Here is a 20,608-nt window from a genome sequence, read left to right as displayed (position 1 = left end):
ATAACGTTTTTTTGTACTTGGGGGTAGTAAAAAGGCTTAAGTTGATGGGCATGGGGTATTCACACCACTTTGGCGTAAAATAGGCGCTTTAATTAAAGAACACAATTTACGAATAAGTTTTCATCCAAATCAATTTACGTTATTTACAAGCGACAAGCCACATATTACTACTAACGCTATTACGGATATGACTTATCATTATAAAATATTGGATGCTATAGGCATTGCAGATTCTTCTTACATTAATATTCATGTAGGTGGAGCCTATGGAAATAAAGAAAAGGCAATTGAGCGCTTCCATGAAAACATAAAAAAACTTCCTGCACATATAAAAAAACAAATGACTCTTGAAAATGATGATAAAACATATACAACTTCTGAAACTTTATCAATTTGCCAAAAAGAAAATATCCCATTTGTATTTGATTATCATCATCATATGGCCAATTTTTGCGAGGAACCACTAGAAGAGTTGCTTCCTGCAATTTTTGAAACTTGGTCACATACAAATATCTCTCCTAAAGTTCACATTTCCTCCCCGAGATCAGAAAAAGAATTTAGGGCTCATGCTGAATATATCGATTTGGAGTTTATTAAGCCCTTCTTACACGTTGCAAAAAAAAACAATCATAATTTCGATATTATGATTGAGAGTAAACAAAAAGACTTAGCACTATTCCAATTAATAGATGAACTTTCTGCTATAAGAGGCATTAAAAGAATAAGTGGTGCAATGTTACAGTGGTAAATTGTAACTTTGCACCATTTTTTCAAAAAAGTAATTTTTATAGTAAAAAACATCCTATTTTATATGCTATTATTTAAATTAGCATTCCCCCGAGATTCAACTTTATTGAAACGGAGTCATAATATGATTAATCAAAAAAAGTATGTACAATTTGTCATAATATACATATCTATATTTGTTCTTTGGATACTCTTTATTCCAAACGAGTCGCATATAAAGGAAATTGGGATTCTTTTCTTATTCTGTTTCGCTGCACTTTTTTCTTGCCACTGTTTATATAAAGCTATTAAGAAAATGAAACGCAGTGATAAACTATTTTGGATTTTATTACTATGTACTTGCCTATGTGGATTAGTTATGGAAATAACCCTATTTCTTAGTTCACTTTCCATACATGATCAATCTATATTTTCATATAAAGCATTACCTTTTTTTATCATACAATATATTTTGCTCTTTGTTGGATTTGCTATAAAGTTTATAAAAAATTACTCTATTAAGGGACTTTCTCAATTCTCATTCGATAGCATCTTTATTATTATTATGAACATTTATTTCACCTTAACTTTTATCTTAGATCTTTCAAACTTCCGCATGTTAACAAAGGATACTTGGATTTTAATTGGGTATTTCATTGCACAATCATTAGTAATTTACGCCGTTATTAGCCTATATAGAAGAGAACAATATTCTTCTAGTAGAATCGCATTAATTATCGGTTTCACTATTATACTCGTATACGGTTATATTCATCTGTTTCAATTGAATTTTGGGATGAAAACTTCCGTTGAAATTAATTATTTAATACACACTGCTTCTATTTTATTAATTGGACTTTCTTCCATACTATATATTTTGGATAAACCAATGCAACATGAAACGAAAGCAAAATATTATCGATTCGATTATATACGTTTTATACTACCTTATTTTAGTATAATTATTACTTTTTCCTTTATTATCATTCAACCTTGGGATGATAAATTCATGTTAATCGGCCTCGTGTTATCACTTATTTTGTTATTCTTGCGGCAACTTTACATGTGGAAAGATAATCAAGCACTAATCCATACATACGAACAGTTGACTACACAACTAGAGGATGAAGTTGAAGAAGGTGCATTTGCATTATCAAAAAGTGAACAACGCTATAAATCTTTATTCGAAGATCATCCCGATGCCGTTTTCTCTTTAAATATGAATGGTATTTTTCAACAATCTAATAAGGCATGCGAAAGCTTATTTACTGCCTATTATTGCGAAGTGGAAAGCTATTCTCTGGTACACTTCATTGATTCAAAAGACCACGAACTACTAAAGAAGGCTTTACAAATTACGAAGGAAGGTAGGCCACAAACGTTAGAAGTTCGTACAAAAGAACAAGAAGGCTATTATTATTATCTCCATATTACACTTATCCCTACCTTTATAAACAAAGAAGTGGTCGGAATGTTTGGGATAGCGCGTGATATTACCACTTTATATGAAAAACAAAAACAAGTAGAGCATTTAGCCTTTCATGATGCACTTACTGGATTACCAAATCGCCGAAAATTCGAAAAAGATTTAAAAGCCATTTTGAATACAGCACAAACTAACGCAAATGATGTCGCCGTCATATTCCTTGATTTAGATCGATTTAAAAAAATTAACGATAGACTTGGTCATGACGTCGGAGATTTATTATTAATTGAAGTAGCAAAAAGATTACGTGGTTGCCTGCGTTCAAAAGATGTCGTCGCTCGCCAAGGTGGAGATGAGTTTACAATTCTATTACCAGAAATGTACTCAGAAAAAAGTGCAATTTTTATAGCTGAACAGATTTTAACTATTTTAAATAAACCATTCTTCATTCAAGGCGAAGAACTCTCTATTACACCAAGTATCGGAATTGCGATGTACCCTGATTATGGAACTGATGTAAATGAGTTAATGAAAAATGCTGATATGGCTATGTATCGTGCGAAAGCAAATGGAAAAAACAGATTTGTTTTCTTCTCAAAAGAAATGAGTATCGCTCAAAATGAAATTCAATTCTTAGAAGGTGAACTTTCAAAAGCATTACAACAAAATGAATTTTTCCTTGAATACCAGCCACAAGTAAGCACAAAAACAAAACAAATTATCGGTTTTGAAGCATTAATACGTTGGAAGCATCCAAAACTCGGTATCGTATCTCCTGCCCAATTTATCCCTCTAGCAGAGGAAACTGGTTTTATTATTGAACTTGGCAATTGGATTTTGCGTACTGCCTGTTTAGAGGCAAAAAGATGGCATAATCAAGGTTTTTCTCACTTAAAGGTTGGTGTGAATTTATCTGTTGTTCAATTTAACCATGCAGATTTAATCCCAACTATTTCAAAGGTGTTGGAAGAAACAGAACTGAAACCAGAAGCACTAGATATTGAAATTACGGAAAGCATCGCAATTAATCAAAATCAATCTGTAGTTGCAAAACTAGAACAACTTCAAAATCTCGGTATTCAAATTTCAATCGATGACTTTGGAACTGGTTATAGTTCTTTAGCTTATTTAACAAAATATCCAATCAACACATTAAAAATTGCTCGAGAGTTTATTTGTGGAATTACAACTAGCCCTTTAGAAGAAGCAATTGTCTCTTCCATTATTACACTATCAAAAGAATTAAATTTAGAAGTGATTGCAGAAGGTGTAGAAACAGAAGAAGAATGGGAATTTTTACATAAACAAAATTGTGATCACATTCAAGGATTCTTTATTAGCAAACCTGTTTCTAGTAAAGACGTTTGGATGTTACTCCATAAAAAAACAACCGTCTAAGTAAGGCGGTTGTTTTTTAAAACTCAAAAGGCATATCTGAAGCTAATTGTACCTCTTGATCATCATGAGAAATTACTTGGCTTTTCTCTAAAGCTGTATCTGCTAATGAAATACCCCATGTCATTGCTAACGTTAATAGACTACCAATAAGTAGTTTTTTCATATTCCATCACCCACATTTTTTCTTTTAATATATCATGAAAATTTATCCATACATTATGCAATTATGCATATTTAGTTTTTGTGTTATTTTATTTTTCCATTTTTTTTATAAACTTTTCTTTATACGTATGCATTTCTAGTATATCAAAAAAGAAACAAGCTTTTTCATAAGCTTCTTCACTCTCTGCCCCATCATAGCCTAGCTTTTCTAAGCATTCACCTTTTTGATAGTATAGCTGCCCAATCAATGCCATACTATTAATTCGACACGATATTTCAATAGCTTTATTTATTTGATAAAGAGCCTCTTCATATTGATTATCTAAGTATAATGTTTTTGCATAATTATGTCTTACCTTCACATCAAATTCTTTATTTTCAGGTAATACCTCTAATTGCTTTAATATACCTTCAAACAACTCCATGCCCTTCTTAAAGTAACCATTTTCAGCATAAATATTTGCAATTGCATTCTCTATATAAAGATTTTGGTATACATCAATCCCAGCTAATTGTTGATTTAACAATTTTTTTAATTCTAAAATACAATATTCATAATCACTTTTCTTCAGTACATAAGCTGCTACATGATATTGCCATTGAAGAAACTGCTGAAACTCAGGATGATATTCTTCCTTTTTCAACTCATTCCATACTTTATTATAAATTTCTTTATATTTCTTTTGCTTACAAAGCATAATGATTTGATCTTTTAACTGCTTTTTCCTCTCAATATTGGAATAAATGAGTACCTCATAAAAATGAATAATGGGAACTTGTAATTTTGCTGCAATACCTTGCAATATATCCATACTTGGGTATACTGCACCCGATTCAATTCGGCTCACTTCCGATTGATGACATATGTTCTCGGATAACTGTTTTTGTGTTAATCCTCTCAACACTCTAATTTTCTTAATTTCACTTCCTAATTTCTCTGCGTGCATACTTACTCACCATCCCATTATAACAATCTAATTTGTTAAGTTGTCATACCACTACAATAATGTGAATTCGACAATTTTTGATATGAAATAATGCATAATATATATAAAATTCGGCAAATTTTTCATACAATTCATCTCACATACAATAATAGATTAGGAGTGTTATAGATGAATTATAGAAAACTTGCCAGTGCTTTCGTTACATTCGGTCTTCTTTATCCTTTATCAACAGAAGCTATTCATGCTCAAGAATTGGACAAAAGTGAAGTAAAAGTTGAAATCGCTCAGCCTGGTTTAACCATCGGGAAATTAACACAACCTCAAAATGATACGAAAGAAAATATTGCTAAAAAATATTTAAAAAGTGAGGTAAATGGGGCTAAAGCTCAACAAGAACAAGTCACTACTGAAAAAAATGTAGATTTCCAACCTACAAATAAAGAAAACAAAGAAAATCAAACCGAAGTTCGCCTTGCACAAACATATAAAAACTATAAAGTATATGGCCAAGATCTCATTGTAAAAGTAGATAAAAATGGAGTGATCACAACTGTTAGTGGTAAAGTTGTTCAAAATTTAAATCAACAACCTAATCTTACTATAACAAATTTTTTGTCGAAAAATGAAGTAAAATCTAAATTACGCGATATAGTTCAAATTCCAAGTGATGCAGTTGAGACAGAATTCTCTAGCGAAACCGTTGTTTATAAGAAGAAAGACGGCTATTATACATTCGCAACTGTTATTACATTTACTTATGAAAACAATGAACAAATTATAAACGGCAATGCTATCGTTGATCTAAAAACTGGCGAAGTACTTTTCCAAGAAAAATTCATTAAAAACAAAGAGAATAAGACTATAAATCAAGTAACATCACCTAGATTATCCTCTGCAAGTGAGCAAGGAACTGGGAAAAATGCACTTCAAGAAAACATCTCTTTTAATATTGCCAAAGGAACTGATGGAAAATTTTATTTAGCCGATTTATCACGCGGAAATGGTATTTATATTTATAATGCAAACTACGCCGATTCCCTCGGGGGATATAGTCAAGCTGGTTATCCAGGGACACTAATTTCAAGTAGCACTCCTAATTTTGTAGATAAAGAAGCCGCGGGCGCTATGAAGAACATGAGTGATATTTATGATTACTTTAAGAAAGAACATAATCTAAAAAGTTACGACAATAAAGATTCAAAAGTTGTTGCTAGTGTACACGGTTTTGATTCTACTGAAGTTAGTGATGGTGTAAAAGAAGACTATGTAAATGCATTTTGGCATCCTGCTTGGAACCAAATGGTATTTGGTGATGGTTTAGACGGAAAACTAACATCAGCTCTTGATGTAACAGCTCATGAATTTGGACATGCTGTATTCAGTGGCACGACGAAAAATAAAGTCGTGAGATATCCAAGCGCTGAAACATCCGCACTAAACGAAGGGTTAGCGGATTTCTGGGGTACACAAATCGAATATTACGTAAAGAAAGATAAAGGAAACTGGATTATGGGCGATACATTAGGTGGCCTAACAATTCGTGATATCCCAAGAGAAATTGGTGACGGCGGTCATAAACTATATACAAATTTACAAGATTTCTATAACGATGGTAATAATCAAGAATCACACGTGAATTCTGGTATTATTAGTCACGTATTATATCAATTAGCTGAAGGTAAAACATATAACGGTGTTGCTGTTCAAAAACAGGGCAATGAAAAAGTAAGCAAAGTTGTTATGCGTGCATTGCAAAATTACGCAACTTCCGCTGAAGACTTTGAATCACTTCAATCTCACATCGTACAAGCTGCAAAAGATTTATATGGCACTGACGTATCAAATGAATTTGCAAAGGCATTTGAAGCGCATGGTTACAAGTCGTTACAAAAAGTAAATCAAGTAATAGAAGTACAATAATTATAAAAAGAAGGTTACCTCTCATAGGTAACCTTCTTTTTATATCCAACCCTTTTCTTCCGCAATTGTAATTGCCTCAATTCTATTTTTCGCATCGAGCTTCGTTAATACTTCAGAAATATAATTACGTACTGTACCCGGTGAAAGATAAAGTGCCTTCGCAATTTCGTTTGCGGTCTTTCCTTCTTTCGCAAGCAACAATACTTCCTTTTCTCGATCTGATAACGGATTTTGCTCCTGCCATAAGCCAAACATTAAATCTTGGGAGACCTCTCGTTTCCCCTTCATTACATTACGAATTGCTGCCGCTAAATCTTCACTTGGGCTATCCTTTAATAAATAGCCGTGCACACCAGCTTTCATTGCTCTTTCAAAATATCCCGGCCGTGCAAATGTGGTTAAAATCATTACTTTGCATGATGATTTTTCTTTCTTTAACGTTTCAGCAACATCTAATCCACTTTGAATCGGCATTTCAATATCCATAATACTTATATCTGGTTTTAACGACTCAATTAATTTTAGGGCCTCTTCCCCATTTGCCGCTTGTCCAATTACTTCAATATCATCTTCTAGATCAAGTAGAGCCCCTAATGCACCACGAAGCATCCGTTGATCTTCTGCAATAATAATTCGAATCATGCCCTCACCTCATCTTTTCCTGTTCTAATAACAACTGGAACTTTTACTGTTAATAGCGTCCCTGGATTGATTGCACCTAGTTCAACAAATCCATCAATAAGAGCAATTCGTTCTTTCATGCCGCGGATACCATTTCCATCATGATTTTGATCCATTAAACCGATTCCGTTATCTTCTACTTTCAAAATCAGCTCACCTTGCGATTCTAATATAGAAACCGTGCACCGCGTTGCCTTGCTATGTTTTACAACATTTGTAACGGCCTCACGTAAACACATCCCGACAATATTTTGTTCAATTGGTGATAACGAGCTTGAGCTGGCTTCTTGCCTCACTTCTAATTCAATATTAGCTGCTTGTAAGATCGCTTTTATTTGCTCCAACTCTTCTTCTACCGTAATCATGCGCATATCAGAAATTAATTCTCTCAGCTGTTTTAAGGCTGTACGAGACGTCTGTGTAATTTCCTTCGCTTCCGCACTTGCACGCTCTGGATTTTTCACAATTAACTTCTCAACGAGCTGGCTTTTCAAAGTAATAAGAGATAACGTATGCCCTAATGTATCATGAAGATCTCTTGCAATCCGCTGCCGTTCTTCACGTTTTACTAAGTCTTTAATTTGCTCGTTTGCTTCATCTAATTGATTTCTTAACATCTTTTTCTGATTAAAATTGCGCATACCAAATGGCGTAAGAAGCATTAAAATAAACATCGGAACGATATTTACTAAACTTGTAGTTGTTAGTTGACTCATATTTACAAATAAAAATGCTCCAAGCATTATAACTAACGAACATAACAGCACTCGAAATACTTTCTTATTTGGCGCAAATCCCATCGCACTTGCTGTGAAAAAGCCAAAAAATATCATAAAAGGATTATAAAATAAAGCAAATAAAAAGATGAGTACCATTTGAATACACGCCCAAAAAACAAACGTCCTCTGAACAAAATAAAGCTGACGGTATGTGACGATAAAAATTATCAACATACCGCTTCCTATTACAAGCTTCCATCCTGATGCCTGCGCTAAGTGATAAATTGGAAATAATAGATAAACAAACCACATATACGGGAAGAATCCCATATGTTTCGGAAAAATCTCAATCCTCTTCTTCTCTATCATTTATACCGCTTCCTGTCTTTTTCTTGTATATATTGATACTACAACAAATATAAGGAAATAACCTCCTAATACCGCGATATTTTCCCATCCAATTGATTTTCCAGCTACAATATCCCACGCACCACTTCCGAAATGGTATGTCGGTGTCCATTCACCAATCGTTCTTAATATTTTTGGGAATACTTCAATCGGCATCCATAACCCACCAACTATAGCTAAACTCATATTTAAGATATTTGCTAAGCCAGCAGCTGCGTCCGCTTTCTTAATGGAACCTATTACTGTTCCTAACGCTAAAAATGGTGTTACCCCTAACAATAACCATAACCCCGCACCAATCCATTGCCCTACTGTTAACTCAACATGATTAATCAATATCCCTGCTATAAAAATAACTAAGATTGAAAAAGCATTCACCACTGTTTGGGCAATAATTTTAGCAGTTATATACGCACCCTCTGGAAGTGGTGTGATTTTCAAAAGATGTGTCCATCCTTGCCCTCTTTCCTGAGAAAGTCTCACACCGAAACTAAAGAGTGCAGTCCCTACAATACTGAAAGTTGCCATCGAAATTAAATAGTGTGCTTTCCACGCATCTCCGTTTTGTGGTACTTGAACAACATTTGTGAAAATGTAGTAAAACATAACAGGCATTAATAATGAGAAAAAGATAAATAATTTATTGCGAAATGTACGTAAAATTTCTATTTTACACTGCATCCATAACGCTCTCATGCGATTTCCCCCTTCTGATTTGCGACGAACTGTTCAAATGCTTCATCAAGGCTTCCACGTTCAACTGAAACATCTGTTACAGGTAAACTCCTTTGATAAATGGCTTTTAAAGTTGCATCCGTATCCTCTGTTGTTAAAATGAAGCGTCCTTCGTTTGACTTTACTTCTGTTACATTTGGTAATTCCTTTAGTAACTTTGTAGGAATGCTTTCCTTCGAGTAAAATGTGATTGTTTTTCGCGAAATCGTTGCTTTCATTTCGTCTGGTGTACCATCTGCGATAATCTTTCCATTCGCAAATAATAAGATACGATTCGCTAAAGCATCTGCTTCTTCTAAATAATGCGTCGTTAAAATAATCGTTTTCCCTTCACTTGCTAACTTTCGAATCGTTTCCCAAAACGTTCTTCGAGACGTAATATCCATTCCCACTGTCGGTTCATCTAAAAATAGCAAATCTGGATTTCCTGCAAGTGCGAGTGCAAAGTTTAACCTTCTTTTTTGCCCACCTGATAATTTCTCACATCTTTGCTTTCGCTCCGATTCTAAATTTGATAGCTGTAATAACGTTGCTTTCTCTACCGGATTCGTATAATAACTACGGAACAACTCAATTGCCTCTTCGACTGTAATACTATCAATGACACTTACTTCTTGTAACATCGCACCGAGGCTATTACGAACATCTCTATGCTTTGGACTCTTTCCAAATATAGAAACAGTTCCTTCCGTTGGATCCTTTAATCCAAGCATCATTGACATCGTCGTTGTTTTACCCGCACCATTCGGTCCAAGCAATGCTACGATTTCTCCTTTATTTACATGAAATGAAACGTTATTTACTGCGTTTTTATGTTTAAATGTTTTAGAAACACCATTTACTTCAATAATCTTTTCCATCTCTCCACCCCCGCTGTTTCTTATATTTACATTGTATTACTTGGAAAACTTAGGAAACAGTATGATGCGTCATGACATCGATATGACAATTGTCATGTATTCTTTATGAGAGGAATCAATCCGCATACTGCAAGCGAGTAGCAGGACGAAAATAAACATGATACAATCGGGTAAGATATATATTCGAGGAAGGACAGTGGTTTTCATGATTATTCGTAATGAACAAGATTTAGAAGGCTTACGAAAAATCGGCCGCATCGTTGCGCTTGCACGTGAAGAAATGAAAAAAGAAGCGAAGCCAGGTATGACAACGAAAGAGCTTGATTTGATCGGTAAAAAAGTATTAGATGAGCATGGTGCTATTTCTGCACCTGAAAAAGAATATGATTTTCCAGGTGTAACTTGCATTAGTGTAAATGAAGAAGTTGCTCATGGTATTCCAGGAGATCGTGTATTAAAAGAAGGCGACTTAGTAAACGTCGACGTATCTGCTGCACTTGATGGCTATTATGCAGATACAGGCATTTCCTTTGTACTTGGAGAAGACGAAGCAAAAGAGAAGCTTTGCCAAGCAGCAGTTGATGCATTTTGGGCAGCAATGAAAAAGGTTAAAGCTGGCTCAAAACAAAATCAAATTGGTCGTGCTGTTTCAAACTTCGCACATAAAAGTGGATACAATGTTATTCAAAACTTAACTGGTCACGGCATTGGTCTTAGCTTACATGAAGCACCAAATCATATTTTAAGCTACTATGATCCAATGGATAATGCGCTTCTAAAAGACGGTCTTGTTATCGCTGTTGAACCGTTCATCTCTATGAAAGCTGATCATATTATTGAGCGCGGTGACGACGGTTGGACATTCGTTACACCTGATAAAAGCCTTGTTGCACAATGTGAACATACCGTTGTCGTAACACGTGGTGAACCAATAATCTTAACAGAAATCTAATATAAAAAACGGCTGTTTTGTAGATTTATTCCACATAGAACAGCCGTTTTTTAATTTTGGGAAAATATGTGAACTATTGTTGAACTCTTTATCATTTAAGTATATAATCTTTAGCGGAGGTTACTTAAGCTTATCTTTACTAAAAAGATATTGTAACTAAGGAGGAAAACACCTTCTTTTTTACTGCTTAAACAGTCTCAAAAATGACCGTAGTAACGGATTAGTCGAATATTCTGTAATCCTTATATTCCTCTAACAATGTAAGAAACTATCATCTTTCAACTTCGGTCCACTAATCGCACAACTCTCTTTAGACAAAATAAACAACTATTTTCAAAGTACATATTGTCTTCATTCTGACCAAAACCAACCCTATCTAGATTTTTATTTCCACATAACTTTAAGGCAAAATAAGCCTTCACAAAGGGATACACTACCTTGGTTAGTATGTATCGTAAAACTTACCTTTATAACCATTCTTTTTTACTAGGTATACATGAAAACTATCTCACATATAAAGGTCTGATATCATTCTTTATATCAGTATTTTTTTCGACATTTTTTGTCGAATTGTGTATATTTCCACAGAACTGTGTAAATATACATTTTGTTTTACGTTAAACAATACTACTTTGAACATAATCTTGTTTGTCTAAGAACGCGTATCGAAACGGAGGGATAGCAAAAAATAAATAGCTTATAACAAATACTTTTAATATTCCATTTGTTCATATGGAATAAGTCCCCAATGGACAAATGAATGTTCAGAGGAGGAAAAATGAAAAAACTTTTCAATGTATGTTTAATTGTATTCGTACTATTTTCGCAACTTGCTAGTTTTCCATACAATCAAGTAAAAGCGGAAACCTTAACAGGAGATTCCTTATTTGACACTGTTGAAATGAAAGATGCAACGAATCATATTATTGACGAAGCATTAAATCCTAAAAACTTAATAAAAGCAGGATCAATCATTCACCTAGAATATGCTTGGTCAATAAAAGATCATCAAATTGCACAAGAAAAAATTGCAACAGTTCTTCAAATACCTAATGCATTAAAAGTAAAAAATGACCAACAAGGAAACTTGATGGCAGATCAACAAATTATTGGTCAGTATTTTGTTACAGCAAACGATAACAAAATGAAAATAGTCTTTAACGATTCAGTAAAAGACTCAAAAGGCGTTAAGGGAAAAATTAAATTTGACACTGTATTCAATCCAGATTTAAAACCTGGCATAAAAGCTGTCCCACTCACTTTCCCTCTAGGTACAGTAGCTAAGACTATCTCAGTTCCTGTTCAAGTAGATAACCCTACTTCACCTACTATTAAGAGTGATGATGCTAAGCAGACTACCGAAGAGCAAAAGAACGGTGACGCACAGCAACCTACGGAACAGCAAAAGGACGGGAATCCTCAGCAGCCTGCAAAACAGCCAAAAGACGGTAAGACACAGCAACCTGCGAAACAGCCAAAAGACGGGAACACTCAGCAACCTGTGGAACAACCAAAAGATGGGAACACTCAGCAACCTGCGGAACAGCCGAAAGACGGGAATCCTCAGCAGCTTGCGAAACAGCCAAAAGATGGTGAGACACAGCAACCTACTGAGAACCCTGGTGATAACACAACAGAGCAACCTGTTGAAAATCCAGACCCATCACCTAAGCAAATTAAAGAAAATATTTTAACGAGTGTAAAATTAACAGATAAAGACGGAAAACCATTTAATGATACAGATAATCGTCCAAATCCTGATTCTGCTGCCAATATCGATTTTACATGGGAAGTCTTAGAATCATTAAAAGTTAAAAAAGGAGATTACTATATTTTCCAACTTCCGGAATATTTTATCGTCCACAACACCATTACACAGCCTTTAGTTGATGGAACAGGACATGAAATTGGGACGTTCGTTGTTGACTTAAACGGAAAAGTAACTATGACTTTTAACGAGTACGTTGAAGACAATCCTAATATAGATGGTCATTTAAAAGTTGGTACCGAATTTAATAAAACAAAAATTAAAGGGACTACGGAACAAAAAATTCATTTCCCAATTAAAGAACAAGACGTTATTATCGAGCTTGATTTCAAACCTAATGTAAAGAAATCTATGAATAAAAAAGGTATACCTGATAGACCAATTAATACGAATCAAATTAATTGGACAGTCGAAATGAACAAAACAAAAGACATTCTTACAAACGCTGTCTTCCAAGACAATATTCCAAATGGAGCCAGTCTCAATGAAGATTCTATTAAGGTTTATGAGTTAGAAGTAGATATTAACGGGAAGACAACTCGTGGAGCCGAAGTTAGTAAAGAAGAATATACACTCACTTCATCCTCCGATAAATTAAATATTGCTTTTAAAAATGAAACGAAAAAAGCATATCAAATTGAATATGCAACAAAAATTACTGACGAAAGTGTTACTAGTTTCAAAAATGAAGCAAAAGTATCCAGCAAGAATCAAGGAGATGTATCCGCAAATGCAACTGTAACTGTTTCACGTGGTACACATCTGGAGAAAACTAGTAAATACAATCCAAAAACACAAACAATTGAATGGACGATTACTTTCAACGGTGACCAGAGAGATATTAAACAATCTGATGCGCTTTTAAAAGACATTTTGGATAAATCTCATAAAGTTGATGCAAGTTCTATCGTGGTTAAAAATGCTTCTTATGATAATAACGGAAAACTTGTTACAGGTGACAACGCCACAAACTTTACTGTAAAAGAAACCGATGATGGATTTGATTTACAATTTAATGAAGATATTAATAGTGCCTATGTGATTACTTATACATCGAAAGCCAAGAATGATGTCATACAAGATGGCGAAATCGAAAATAAAATTATTGCAGATGGAAAATGGAGTCAAACAAACAAAGTTACATTACAACAACAAAACATCATAAAAAAACATAATAAAAATGCAAACGATACAGATTACAATAAGAAAACAACGAAATGGACAATTATTGTAAATGATAACAATTACGTGTTAAATGATGCTGTTATCACTGATACGTTTGACTATAGTGGGCTTACATTACAAAAAGATAGTTTCAAAATTACTGATGGATCAACTGAACTGAAATTAGGCTCTGATTACACACTTGATGTAACAGCTGACGGATTCAAAGTAACACTAGCTGGTATTTATAAGTCTAATATGGATAAAACTTTAACCATCACGTACACAACAGACTTTAATTACGAGACTCTATCTAAAAAGAATGATAATAAATCATTCAAAAATACAGCAGAGTTATTATGGAAAGATATAAACGGGGACGATAAAAATAGTTCATCCCATGATACATTCAATCCTGACGGCTATACAAAAGGAAACGGATTTAAATACGGTTCTTACAATGCCCAAACGAAAGAAATCAAATGGGACATAGGTTTTAACTATAATAACAGGACTATTAAAGACCCTTCTATCGTTGACGTGCTAGAAAACAATCAAAAACTTATACCAGACTCCATTGAGATTCATCATATGGAATTAACTGGTGGTGCAGACGGTTATAAATTAGGGGCACTTGTTTCCCCTGACGAATATACGGTAGAAAATGCAACGAAAGATAATAAAAATACATTAACGATTCATTTTAAAAATGAAATTAAAACAGCGTACCATATCAGCTTTAAAACTTCACTCGCAGGTGAAGAAATTAATAAGCGCTATGATAATTACGCCAAATTAAAAGAGGGATCGGAAACTATCGCCAATATTCATGGTGCATTCGAGATTAAAAATGGTGGTAGCGGCGTTACGAAAAAAGCAAAACAAAATGACAAGTACATTGATTGGAGCGTTTCTATTAATGCAAGTCAATCAACGATTGAAAATGCTGTCGTAACAGACGATCCGACAGACAATCAAATTCTCGATGAGAAGTCCTTCCACCTATATGGGACAACCGTAGCCGTGGATGGCACTTTAACGAAAGATACAACAAACGAATTAAAAGAAGGAAAAGACTATAAACTCAAAATAACAACAGACAACAATACGGGGAAACAACAATTTACAATTGAATTTCTTCATACTATTGATCGAGCTTATATTTTAGAATACCGCTCACTCATTAATGCAGACAATAATGAAAAGGTAAGCAATAAAGCGAAGATTACTGGTAATAGTTTGAAATTAACAGAGACTGAAAAAATTGAAGAAATAGTAGTTAAAGTATCTTCTGGATCTGGAGGCGGTTCTGCTACTAAGGGACGCGGAAACCTTCAAATTAAAAAAGTAGATAATGCAGATCCAAATAAAATTTTATCTGGCGTAGTATTTACTTTATTCGATCGTACAGGTACAACTGCTATTCGAACAATTACAACAGACGACAATGGTATCGCTCAGTTTAACAACTTAAAACGCGATGAATATCTGCTTAGAGAAATGAAAACTCTTGATGGCTATGTCATTAGTAAAGAATTAAAAGCAGGTAAACTTGTTAAGCTTGGTGCAGAAGAAACTACAACATATACTCTTAAAAACGAGAAATTTGTTGGAAAAGTAGTACTTACAAAGACTGATGCTCATAACAAAGAAAAGCTTAAAAATGCAGTTTTCTCTCTGCTTGATCAAAACCATAATGTCATTCCTGAACATAAAGAATTAATAACAAATGATAAAGGACAAATTACTGTAGATAATTTAAAACCAGGAACTTACTACTTAAAAGAAATAAAAGCTCCTGAGCATTATCAATTAGATGATCAACTTATTGAATTTAAAATCGAGGAAGATCAAACAACAGTAATTAATAAAGAGGCCCAAAACAGCTTAATTAGAGGCTCAGCTATCCTAACAAAAGTCGATAAAGAGGGTAATACTTTAGAAGGTGCAGTATTTAGTGTACGGGACCGAAATAACAAAAAAATTCCTGGTTATACCAAATTAACGACAAATGGTAACGGACAAATCGAAGCGAAAAATTTACTTCCTGGAGAGTACCAATTTGTTGAAGAAAAAGCACCTGAACATTATGAAATAGATAAAAAACCGCTTAAATTTACAATTGAAAAGAGCCAACAGAAAGCACTTACTGTTACAGCGACAAATCACCTCATTAAAGGTGGTATCACTTTAACGAAAGTCGATGATATCGATGGCACCGCCCTTGAAGGTGCTGTATTTAAAATTGTCGATGCGAATGACGAAAAACAAGTAATTCGTGAAAATATAACAACAGGTTCAGATGGTAAAGTTACTGTTAAAGATCTAGAGCCTGGTGCTTATAAATTTATCGAAACAAAAGCTCCTAAGGATTATACGTTAAGTACAAATCCTATCGAGTTTACAATTGACAAAAGCCAACAAGCTCTTGCTACTGTTTCGGCAAATAACAGCTTAAAAACGGGCGAGGTTGAATTATTAAAAGTTGATGAGTTTGGTGAGAAAAAACCACTAGAAGGTGCTGTATTCAAACTTGTCGATACAAATAATAATGACGTTTCCCCTCACACTAACTTAACTACTGATAAACACGGTAAAGTTAAAGTTAGTAACCTACGTCCTGGTACGTATAAATTTATTGAAACAGCTGCTCCTGATCATTACGTTTTACGAGCAGAACCTATTGAATTTACAATCGATAGAAGTCAGAAAGAAACTCTACTTGTGAAAGCTGAAAATGCTTTAAAACCAGGAGATGTTGAATTAACAAAAGTTGATGATATCGATGGTACAGCTCTTGAAGGTGCTGTATTTAAAATTGTTGATGCAAATGATGAAAAGAAAGTCATTCGCGAAAATGTAAAAACTGGTGCGGATGGTAAAGCTATCGCTACTGGCTTACGCCCTGGCGATTATAAATTTATCGAAGTAACAGCACCGAAGTATTACGACAAAAATACAAAACCAATTAAATTTACGATTACAGAAAGTCAAACAACTCAGGCTACTGTTACCGCTAAAAACAGCTTAACGAAAGGCGGTATTGAGTTAACAAAAGTGAATGCTGCAGATGAAAAGGAAACACTTGAAGGTGCAGTATTTAAAATCGTTAATAGAGATACTAATGAAGATGTTCGTACGGACCTTGTTACGGATAGTAAAGGATTGCTAGTTGTAGATGACTTACGTCCTGGTAACTATAAACTTATCGAAACAAAGGCTCCAACTTATTACGATGTAAATGTAGAACCTATTGAATTTACAATCGAAAAAGGACAACAAAAACTCCTTCCACTTACATTTAAAAATAGTTTAACGAAAGGAAAAGTTAAACTTATTAAAGAAGATGATGTGGAAAGTAGTAAAGCTCTTGCCGGCGCTGTATTCACATTGCAAGACGCAACTGGCAAAGAAATTATGAAAGATTTAACAACAGATGATTACGGAGTATTAGTTATTCCTGATTTAGCACCAGGGGATTATCAATTTATCGAAACAAAAGCCCCTGAACATTATAAATTAGACAAAACACCTATTAAGTTCACAATTAAAAAAGGTAGCAAGGAAGATCTTCCTATCCCTGTTACTGTAAAAAATAGTTTACTTACAGGTGGCGTCACTTTAACAAAAGTTGATGATGTTGATGGCACTACTCTTGAAGGTGCAGAATTTATAATTGTTGACGCTCATGATACTAAAAAAGTAATTCGAAAAGGTTTAACGACTGATAAAGACGGTAAAATTACTGCTTCTGATTTACGTCCTGGAGACTATCAATTTGTTGAAGTAACAGCTCCAAACGACTATACCTTAAGCAAAGACCCTATTCCGTTCACTATCGAAAAAAGTCAAAAAGAGAATATTACTGTTACCGCTACTAATAGTTTAAAGAAAGGTGCAGTAACATTAACAAAAATCGATGACATCGATCGTACGATGCTCGAAGGTGCAATCTTTAAAATTGTTGATATGAACGGTAAGGAAGTTCATACGAATCTTGTTACAGATAAAAACGGAAAAGTTTCTGTTTCTGATTTACGCCCTGGGGACTATCAGTTCATTGAAACAAAAGCTCCTGAGCACTATGTATTAGATGAAACAACAATTCCATTTACAATTGAAAGAAGTCAAACGAAAGAGATCAATGTTACAGGTAAAAATGCTTTAAAAAACGGTAGCGTTGAACTAACAAAGATTGACGATATTGATATAAATACAAAACTTGCTAACGCCGTATTTAATTTATTAGATGCAGACGGAGAGCTAGTTGAAGAAGGCTTAAAAACAAATGATGAAGGTAAAATTGTTGTTGAAAACCTACGTCCTGGTACGTATCAATTCGTTGAAACAATTGCTCCTGAACATTACGATTTAAATAAAAAACCTATCGTATTTACAATTAAAAAGAGCCAAACTGAAACTCTTCATGTCACTGCTACTAATGCTTTAACAAAGGGTGCAGTTAAACTTTCTAAAACAGATGATGTTGATGGCACTGTTCTTAAAGATGCAGTATTTAAAATTGTTAATATGAACGGTGATGTAGTTCATAAAGACCTTGTTACAAATGAACAAGGAATAATCGAAATTAACGACCTACGTCCTGGTGATTACCAATTCATTGAAACGAAAGCTCCTAAGCATTACGTTTTAGATGAAACACCAATCAAATTCACTATTGAAAAAGGACAGAAGAAAGCTATTTCTTTAACTGCTACAAATAGCTTAAAACAAGGTAGTATCGAATTACTTAAAGTGGATGATTTAAACAATCAAACAAAACTTGCCGATGCGGTATTTAATTTACTAGATCAAGATGGCAAAGTACTTAAAACAGATTTAAAAACAAACAGTGAAGGTAAAATCGTTGTCGAAAACTTACGTCCTGGTACGTATCAATTCGTTGAAATAACGGCTCCTGAACACTATGATTTAGACAAAAAGCCAATTATATTTACAATTGAAAAAAGCCAAAAAGATATTGCTACCGTTACTATGAAAAATAGTTTAACAAAAGGCGGCGTGGAACTTTCTAAAGTGGATAACGTCGATGGCACTACTCTTGAAGGCGCAGTATTTAAAATTGTTGATATGAATGGTACTGTAATTCGCAAAGATCTTGTTACGAATCAACAAGGTAAAATTAGCGTTTCTGACCTACGTCCTGGTGATTATCAATTCATCGAGACAACGGCTCCGAAACACTACGATTTAAACAAAGAGCCAATTCCATTCACAATCACAAAGAGCCAAGCTGATCCTATCTCCGTTACAGCTACAAATAGCTTAACGAAAGGTGCTGTGGAACTTTCTAAAGTGGATGATGTAGATGGTACTGCTCTTAAAGATGCGGTATTTAAAATTACCGATATGAATGGTAACGACATTCGTACTGAGCTTACAACAGATGTACATGGTAAAATTTCTGTTTCTGATTTACGTCCTGGGGACTATCAGTTTGTTGAAACGAAAGCTCCTGAACACTATAAATTAAATAGTACACCTATTAAGTTTACAATTAAGAAAAGCCAAAAAGAAAAGCTCCAAGTTACTGCTACAAATAGCTTAACTGAGGGTGCTGTAGAATTAATAAAAGTGGATGATATAAATCCAGATACAAAACTTTCTGATGCAGTGTTTAACATCATCGATGCGAAAGGTAAAATTGTTCGCACTGATTTAACTACTGATAAAGATGGTAAGATTACTGCTACGAACTTACGCCCAGGAGACTATCAATTCATTGAAACGAAAGCTCCTAAGCATTACGATTTAAATAAAAAACCTATTAGCTTCACTATCGAGAGAAGTCAACCAACTCACGTTTCTGTTACTGCTAAGAATGGCCTAACAAAAGGTGGCGTAGAATTAACGAAAGTTGACTCTATAGATAAGAAAGAAATGCTAGAAGGTGCGGTATTTAAAATTACTGATCTGAACGGTAACGACATTCGTACGAATTTAGTTACCAATAAAGACGGAAAAATCATCGCTAAAGACTTACAACCAGGAGACTATCAATTTATTGAAACAAAAGCTCCTAAACATTACGACTTAAATGAAGAACCAATTAAGTTCACAATCGAAAGAAGTCAAACAAAGCATGTCTTTGTTACAGCTATTAATAGCTTAACGAAAGGTAGTGTTGAATTAATTAAAGTTGATGATGCCAAGCAAAACACAACACTTAGAGGTGCAGTATTTAAAATTGTTAATAAGGATGGACACGATGTTCGTACCGATTTAACTACTGATAAAAACGGCCGTTTAGTTGTGGATGAATTACCGCCAGGAGACTATGAGTTTATCGAAACAAAGGCTCCTGAACACTATGACTTAAACGAAACACCTATTAAGTTCACAGTTAAAAAAGGCCAAGAAAAAATCGCCTCTGTTACTGCTACGAATAGCTTAACTAAAGGCGCAGTTGAATTAACTAAAGTTGATGACATCGATGGTACTACTCTTGAAGGGGCTATCTTTAAAATTGTAGATATGGACGGTAAGGATGTTCGTTCTGATTTAACTACTGATAAAGATGGTAAGATTTCTGTTTCTGATTTACGTCCAGGAGATTATCAGTTCATTGAAACGAAAGCTCCTAAGCATTATGACTTAAATCAAAATCCTATCAAGTTTACTGTTGAAAAGAGTCAAACTGCTAAAGCTTCTGTTACCGCTACTAACAGCTTAACTAAAGGCGCAGTTGAATTAACTAAAGTTGATGACATCGATGGTACTA

10 protein-coding genes and 1 pseudogene are annotated in these 20,608 nt (G+C 34.2%); 5 read left to right on the top strand and 6 right to left on the bottom strand.

From position 1 onward, the window contains the following. Positions 1-52 precede the first annotated feature (52 nt). Positions 53-748, top strand: a pseudogene (uvsE, locus tag ACODS7_RS25725) (UV DNA damage repair endonuclease UvsE); the annotation flags it as partial. A 123-nt stretch (positions 749-871) separates the two neighbouring features. Further along, a complete protein-coding gene (locus ACODS7_RS25720; RefSeq protein ID WP_029443670.1) occupies positions 872-3,550 on the top strand; it encodes a DUF4084 domain-containing protein in 2,679 nt (892 codons plus the stop codon). A 16-nt stretch (positions 3,551-3,566) separates the two neighbouring features. Here the strand turns inward: ACODS7_RS25720 and ACODS7_RS25715 are convergent, their stop codons facing one another. Continuing rightward, positions 3,567-3,713: a quorum-sensing peptide PapR gene (locus ACODS7_RS25715; RefSeq protein WP_000734744.1), complete on the bottom strand. Its 147-nt coding sequence runs from the start codon at positions 3,711-3,713 to the stop codon at positions 3,567-3,569. An 88-nt stretch (positions 3,714-3,801) separates the two neighbouring features. Then, positions 3,802-4,659: a helix-turn-helix domain-containing protein gene (locus ACODS7_RS25710; RefSeq protein ID WP_029443671.1), complete on the bottom strand. Its 858-nt coding sequence runs from the start codon at positions 4,657-4,659 to the stop codon at positions 3,802-3,804. 168 nt (positions 4,660-4,827) lie between these two features. Between ACODS7_RS25710 and ACODS7_RS25705 the strand changes: the two genes are divergently transcribed. After that, positions 4,828-6,579, top strand: coding sequence for a M4 family metallopeptidase (locus ACODS7_RS25705; RefSeq protein WP_243168827.1), 1,752 nt, complete (start codon positions 4,828-4,830; stop codon positions 6,577-6,579). A gap of 39 nt (positions 6,580-6,618) precedes the next feature. On the opposite strand, the gene ACODS7_RS25700 is transcribed toward ACODS7_RS25705, so the two are convergent. From ACODS7_RS25700 to ACODS7_RS25685, 4 genes are read right to left on the bottom strand one after another with little or no spacing between them, the layout of a single operon-like run. Then, positions 6,619-7,221, bottom strand: a complete 603-nt coding sequence (locus tag ACODS7_RS25700) for a response regulator transcription factor (RefSeq protein ID WP_016079628.1) — start codon at positions 7,219-7,221, stop codon at positions 6,619-6,621. After that, on the bottom strand, positions 7,218-8,348 hold the full coding sequence (locus tag ACODS7_RS25695; protein ID WP_029443672.1) for a sensor histidine kinase: 1,131 nt from the start codon (positions 8,346-8,348) through the stop codon (positions 7,218-7,220). Before ACODS7_RS25695 ends, ACODS7_RS25700 begins: the two co-directional genes overlap by 4 nt. Then, positions 8,349-9,083, bottom strand: a complete 735-nt coding sequence (locus ACODS7_RS25690) for an ABC transporter permease (RefSeq protein ID WP_029443673.1) — start codon at positions 9,081-9,083, stop codon at positions 8,349-8,351. Then, positions 9,080-9,982: an ABC transporter ATP-binding protein gene (locus tag ACODS7_RS25685; protein WP_029443674.1), complete on the bottom strand. Its 903-nt coding sequence runs from the start codon at positions 9,980-9,982 to the stop codon at positions 9,080-9,082. Before ACODS7_RS25685 ends, ACODS7_RS25690 begins: the two co-directional genes overlap by 4 nt. Before the next feature lie 157 nt (positions 9,983-10,139). Here ACODS7_RS25685 and map point away from each other — a divergent pair, with 157 nt between their 5' ends. Both map and ACODS7_RS25675 read left to right on the top strand, forming a co-directional pair. Beyond that, positions 10,140-10,934, top strand: a complete 795-nt coding sequence (map, locus tag ACODS7_RS25680) for a type I methionyl aminopeptidase (RefSeq protein ID WP_016079625.1) — start codon at positions 10,140-10,142, stop codon at positions 10,932-10,934. A gap of 778 nt (positions 10,935-11,712) precedes the next feature. Beyond that, a partial coding sequence (locus ACODS7_RS25675) for a SpaA isopeptide-forming pilin-related protein (protein WP_488827880.1) occupies positions 11,713-20,608 on the top strand: 8,896 nt, incomplete at its 3' end.

Source organism: Bacillus sp. FG16, assembly GCF_057809515.1.
This window is presented reverse-complemented; position numbering and strand designations above follow the sequence as displayed.

Coding starts and splice junctions, on each gene's coding strand:
- ACODS7_RS25720 (WP_029443670.1), top strand. CDS start 872: ATGATTAATCAAAAAAAGTATGTACAATTTGTCATAATATACATATCT.
- ACODS7_RS25715 (WP_000734744.1), bottom strand. CDS start 3,713: ATGAAAAAACTACTTATTGGTAGTCTATTAACGTTAGCAATGACATGG.
- ACODS7_RS25710 (WP_029443671.1), bottom strand. CDS start 4,659: ATGCACGCAGAGAAATTAGGAAGTGAAATTAAGAAAATTAGAGTGTTG.
- ACODS7_RS25705 (WP_243168827.1), top strand. CDS start 4,828: ATGAATTATAGAAAACTTGCCAGTGCTTTCGTTACATTCGGTCTTCTT.
- ACODS7_RS25700 (WP_016079628.1), bottom strand. CDS start 7,221: ATGATTCGAATTATTATTGCAGAAGATCAACGGATGCTTCGTGGTGCA.
- ACODS7_RS25695 (WP_029443672.1), bottom strand. CDS start 8,348: ATGATAGAGAAGAAGAGGATTGAGATTTTTCCGAAACATATGGGATTC.
- ACODS7_RS25690 (WP_029443673.1), bottom strand. CDS start 9,083: ATGAGAGCGTTATGGATGCAGTGTAAAATAGAAATTTTACGTACATTT.
- ACODS7_RS25685 (WP_029443674.1), bottom strand. CDS start 9,982: ATGGAAAAGATTATTGAAGTAAATGGTGTTTCTAAAACATTTAAACAT.
- map (WP_016079625.1), top strand. CDS start 10,140: ATGATACAATCGGGTAAGATATATATTCGAGGAAGGACAGTGGTTTTC.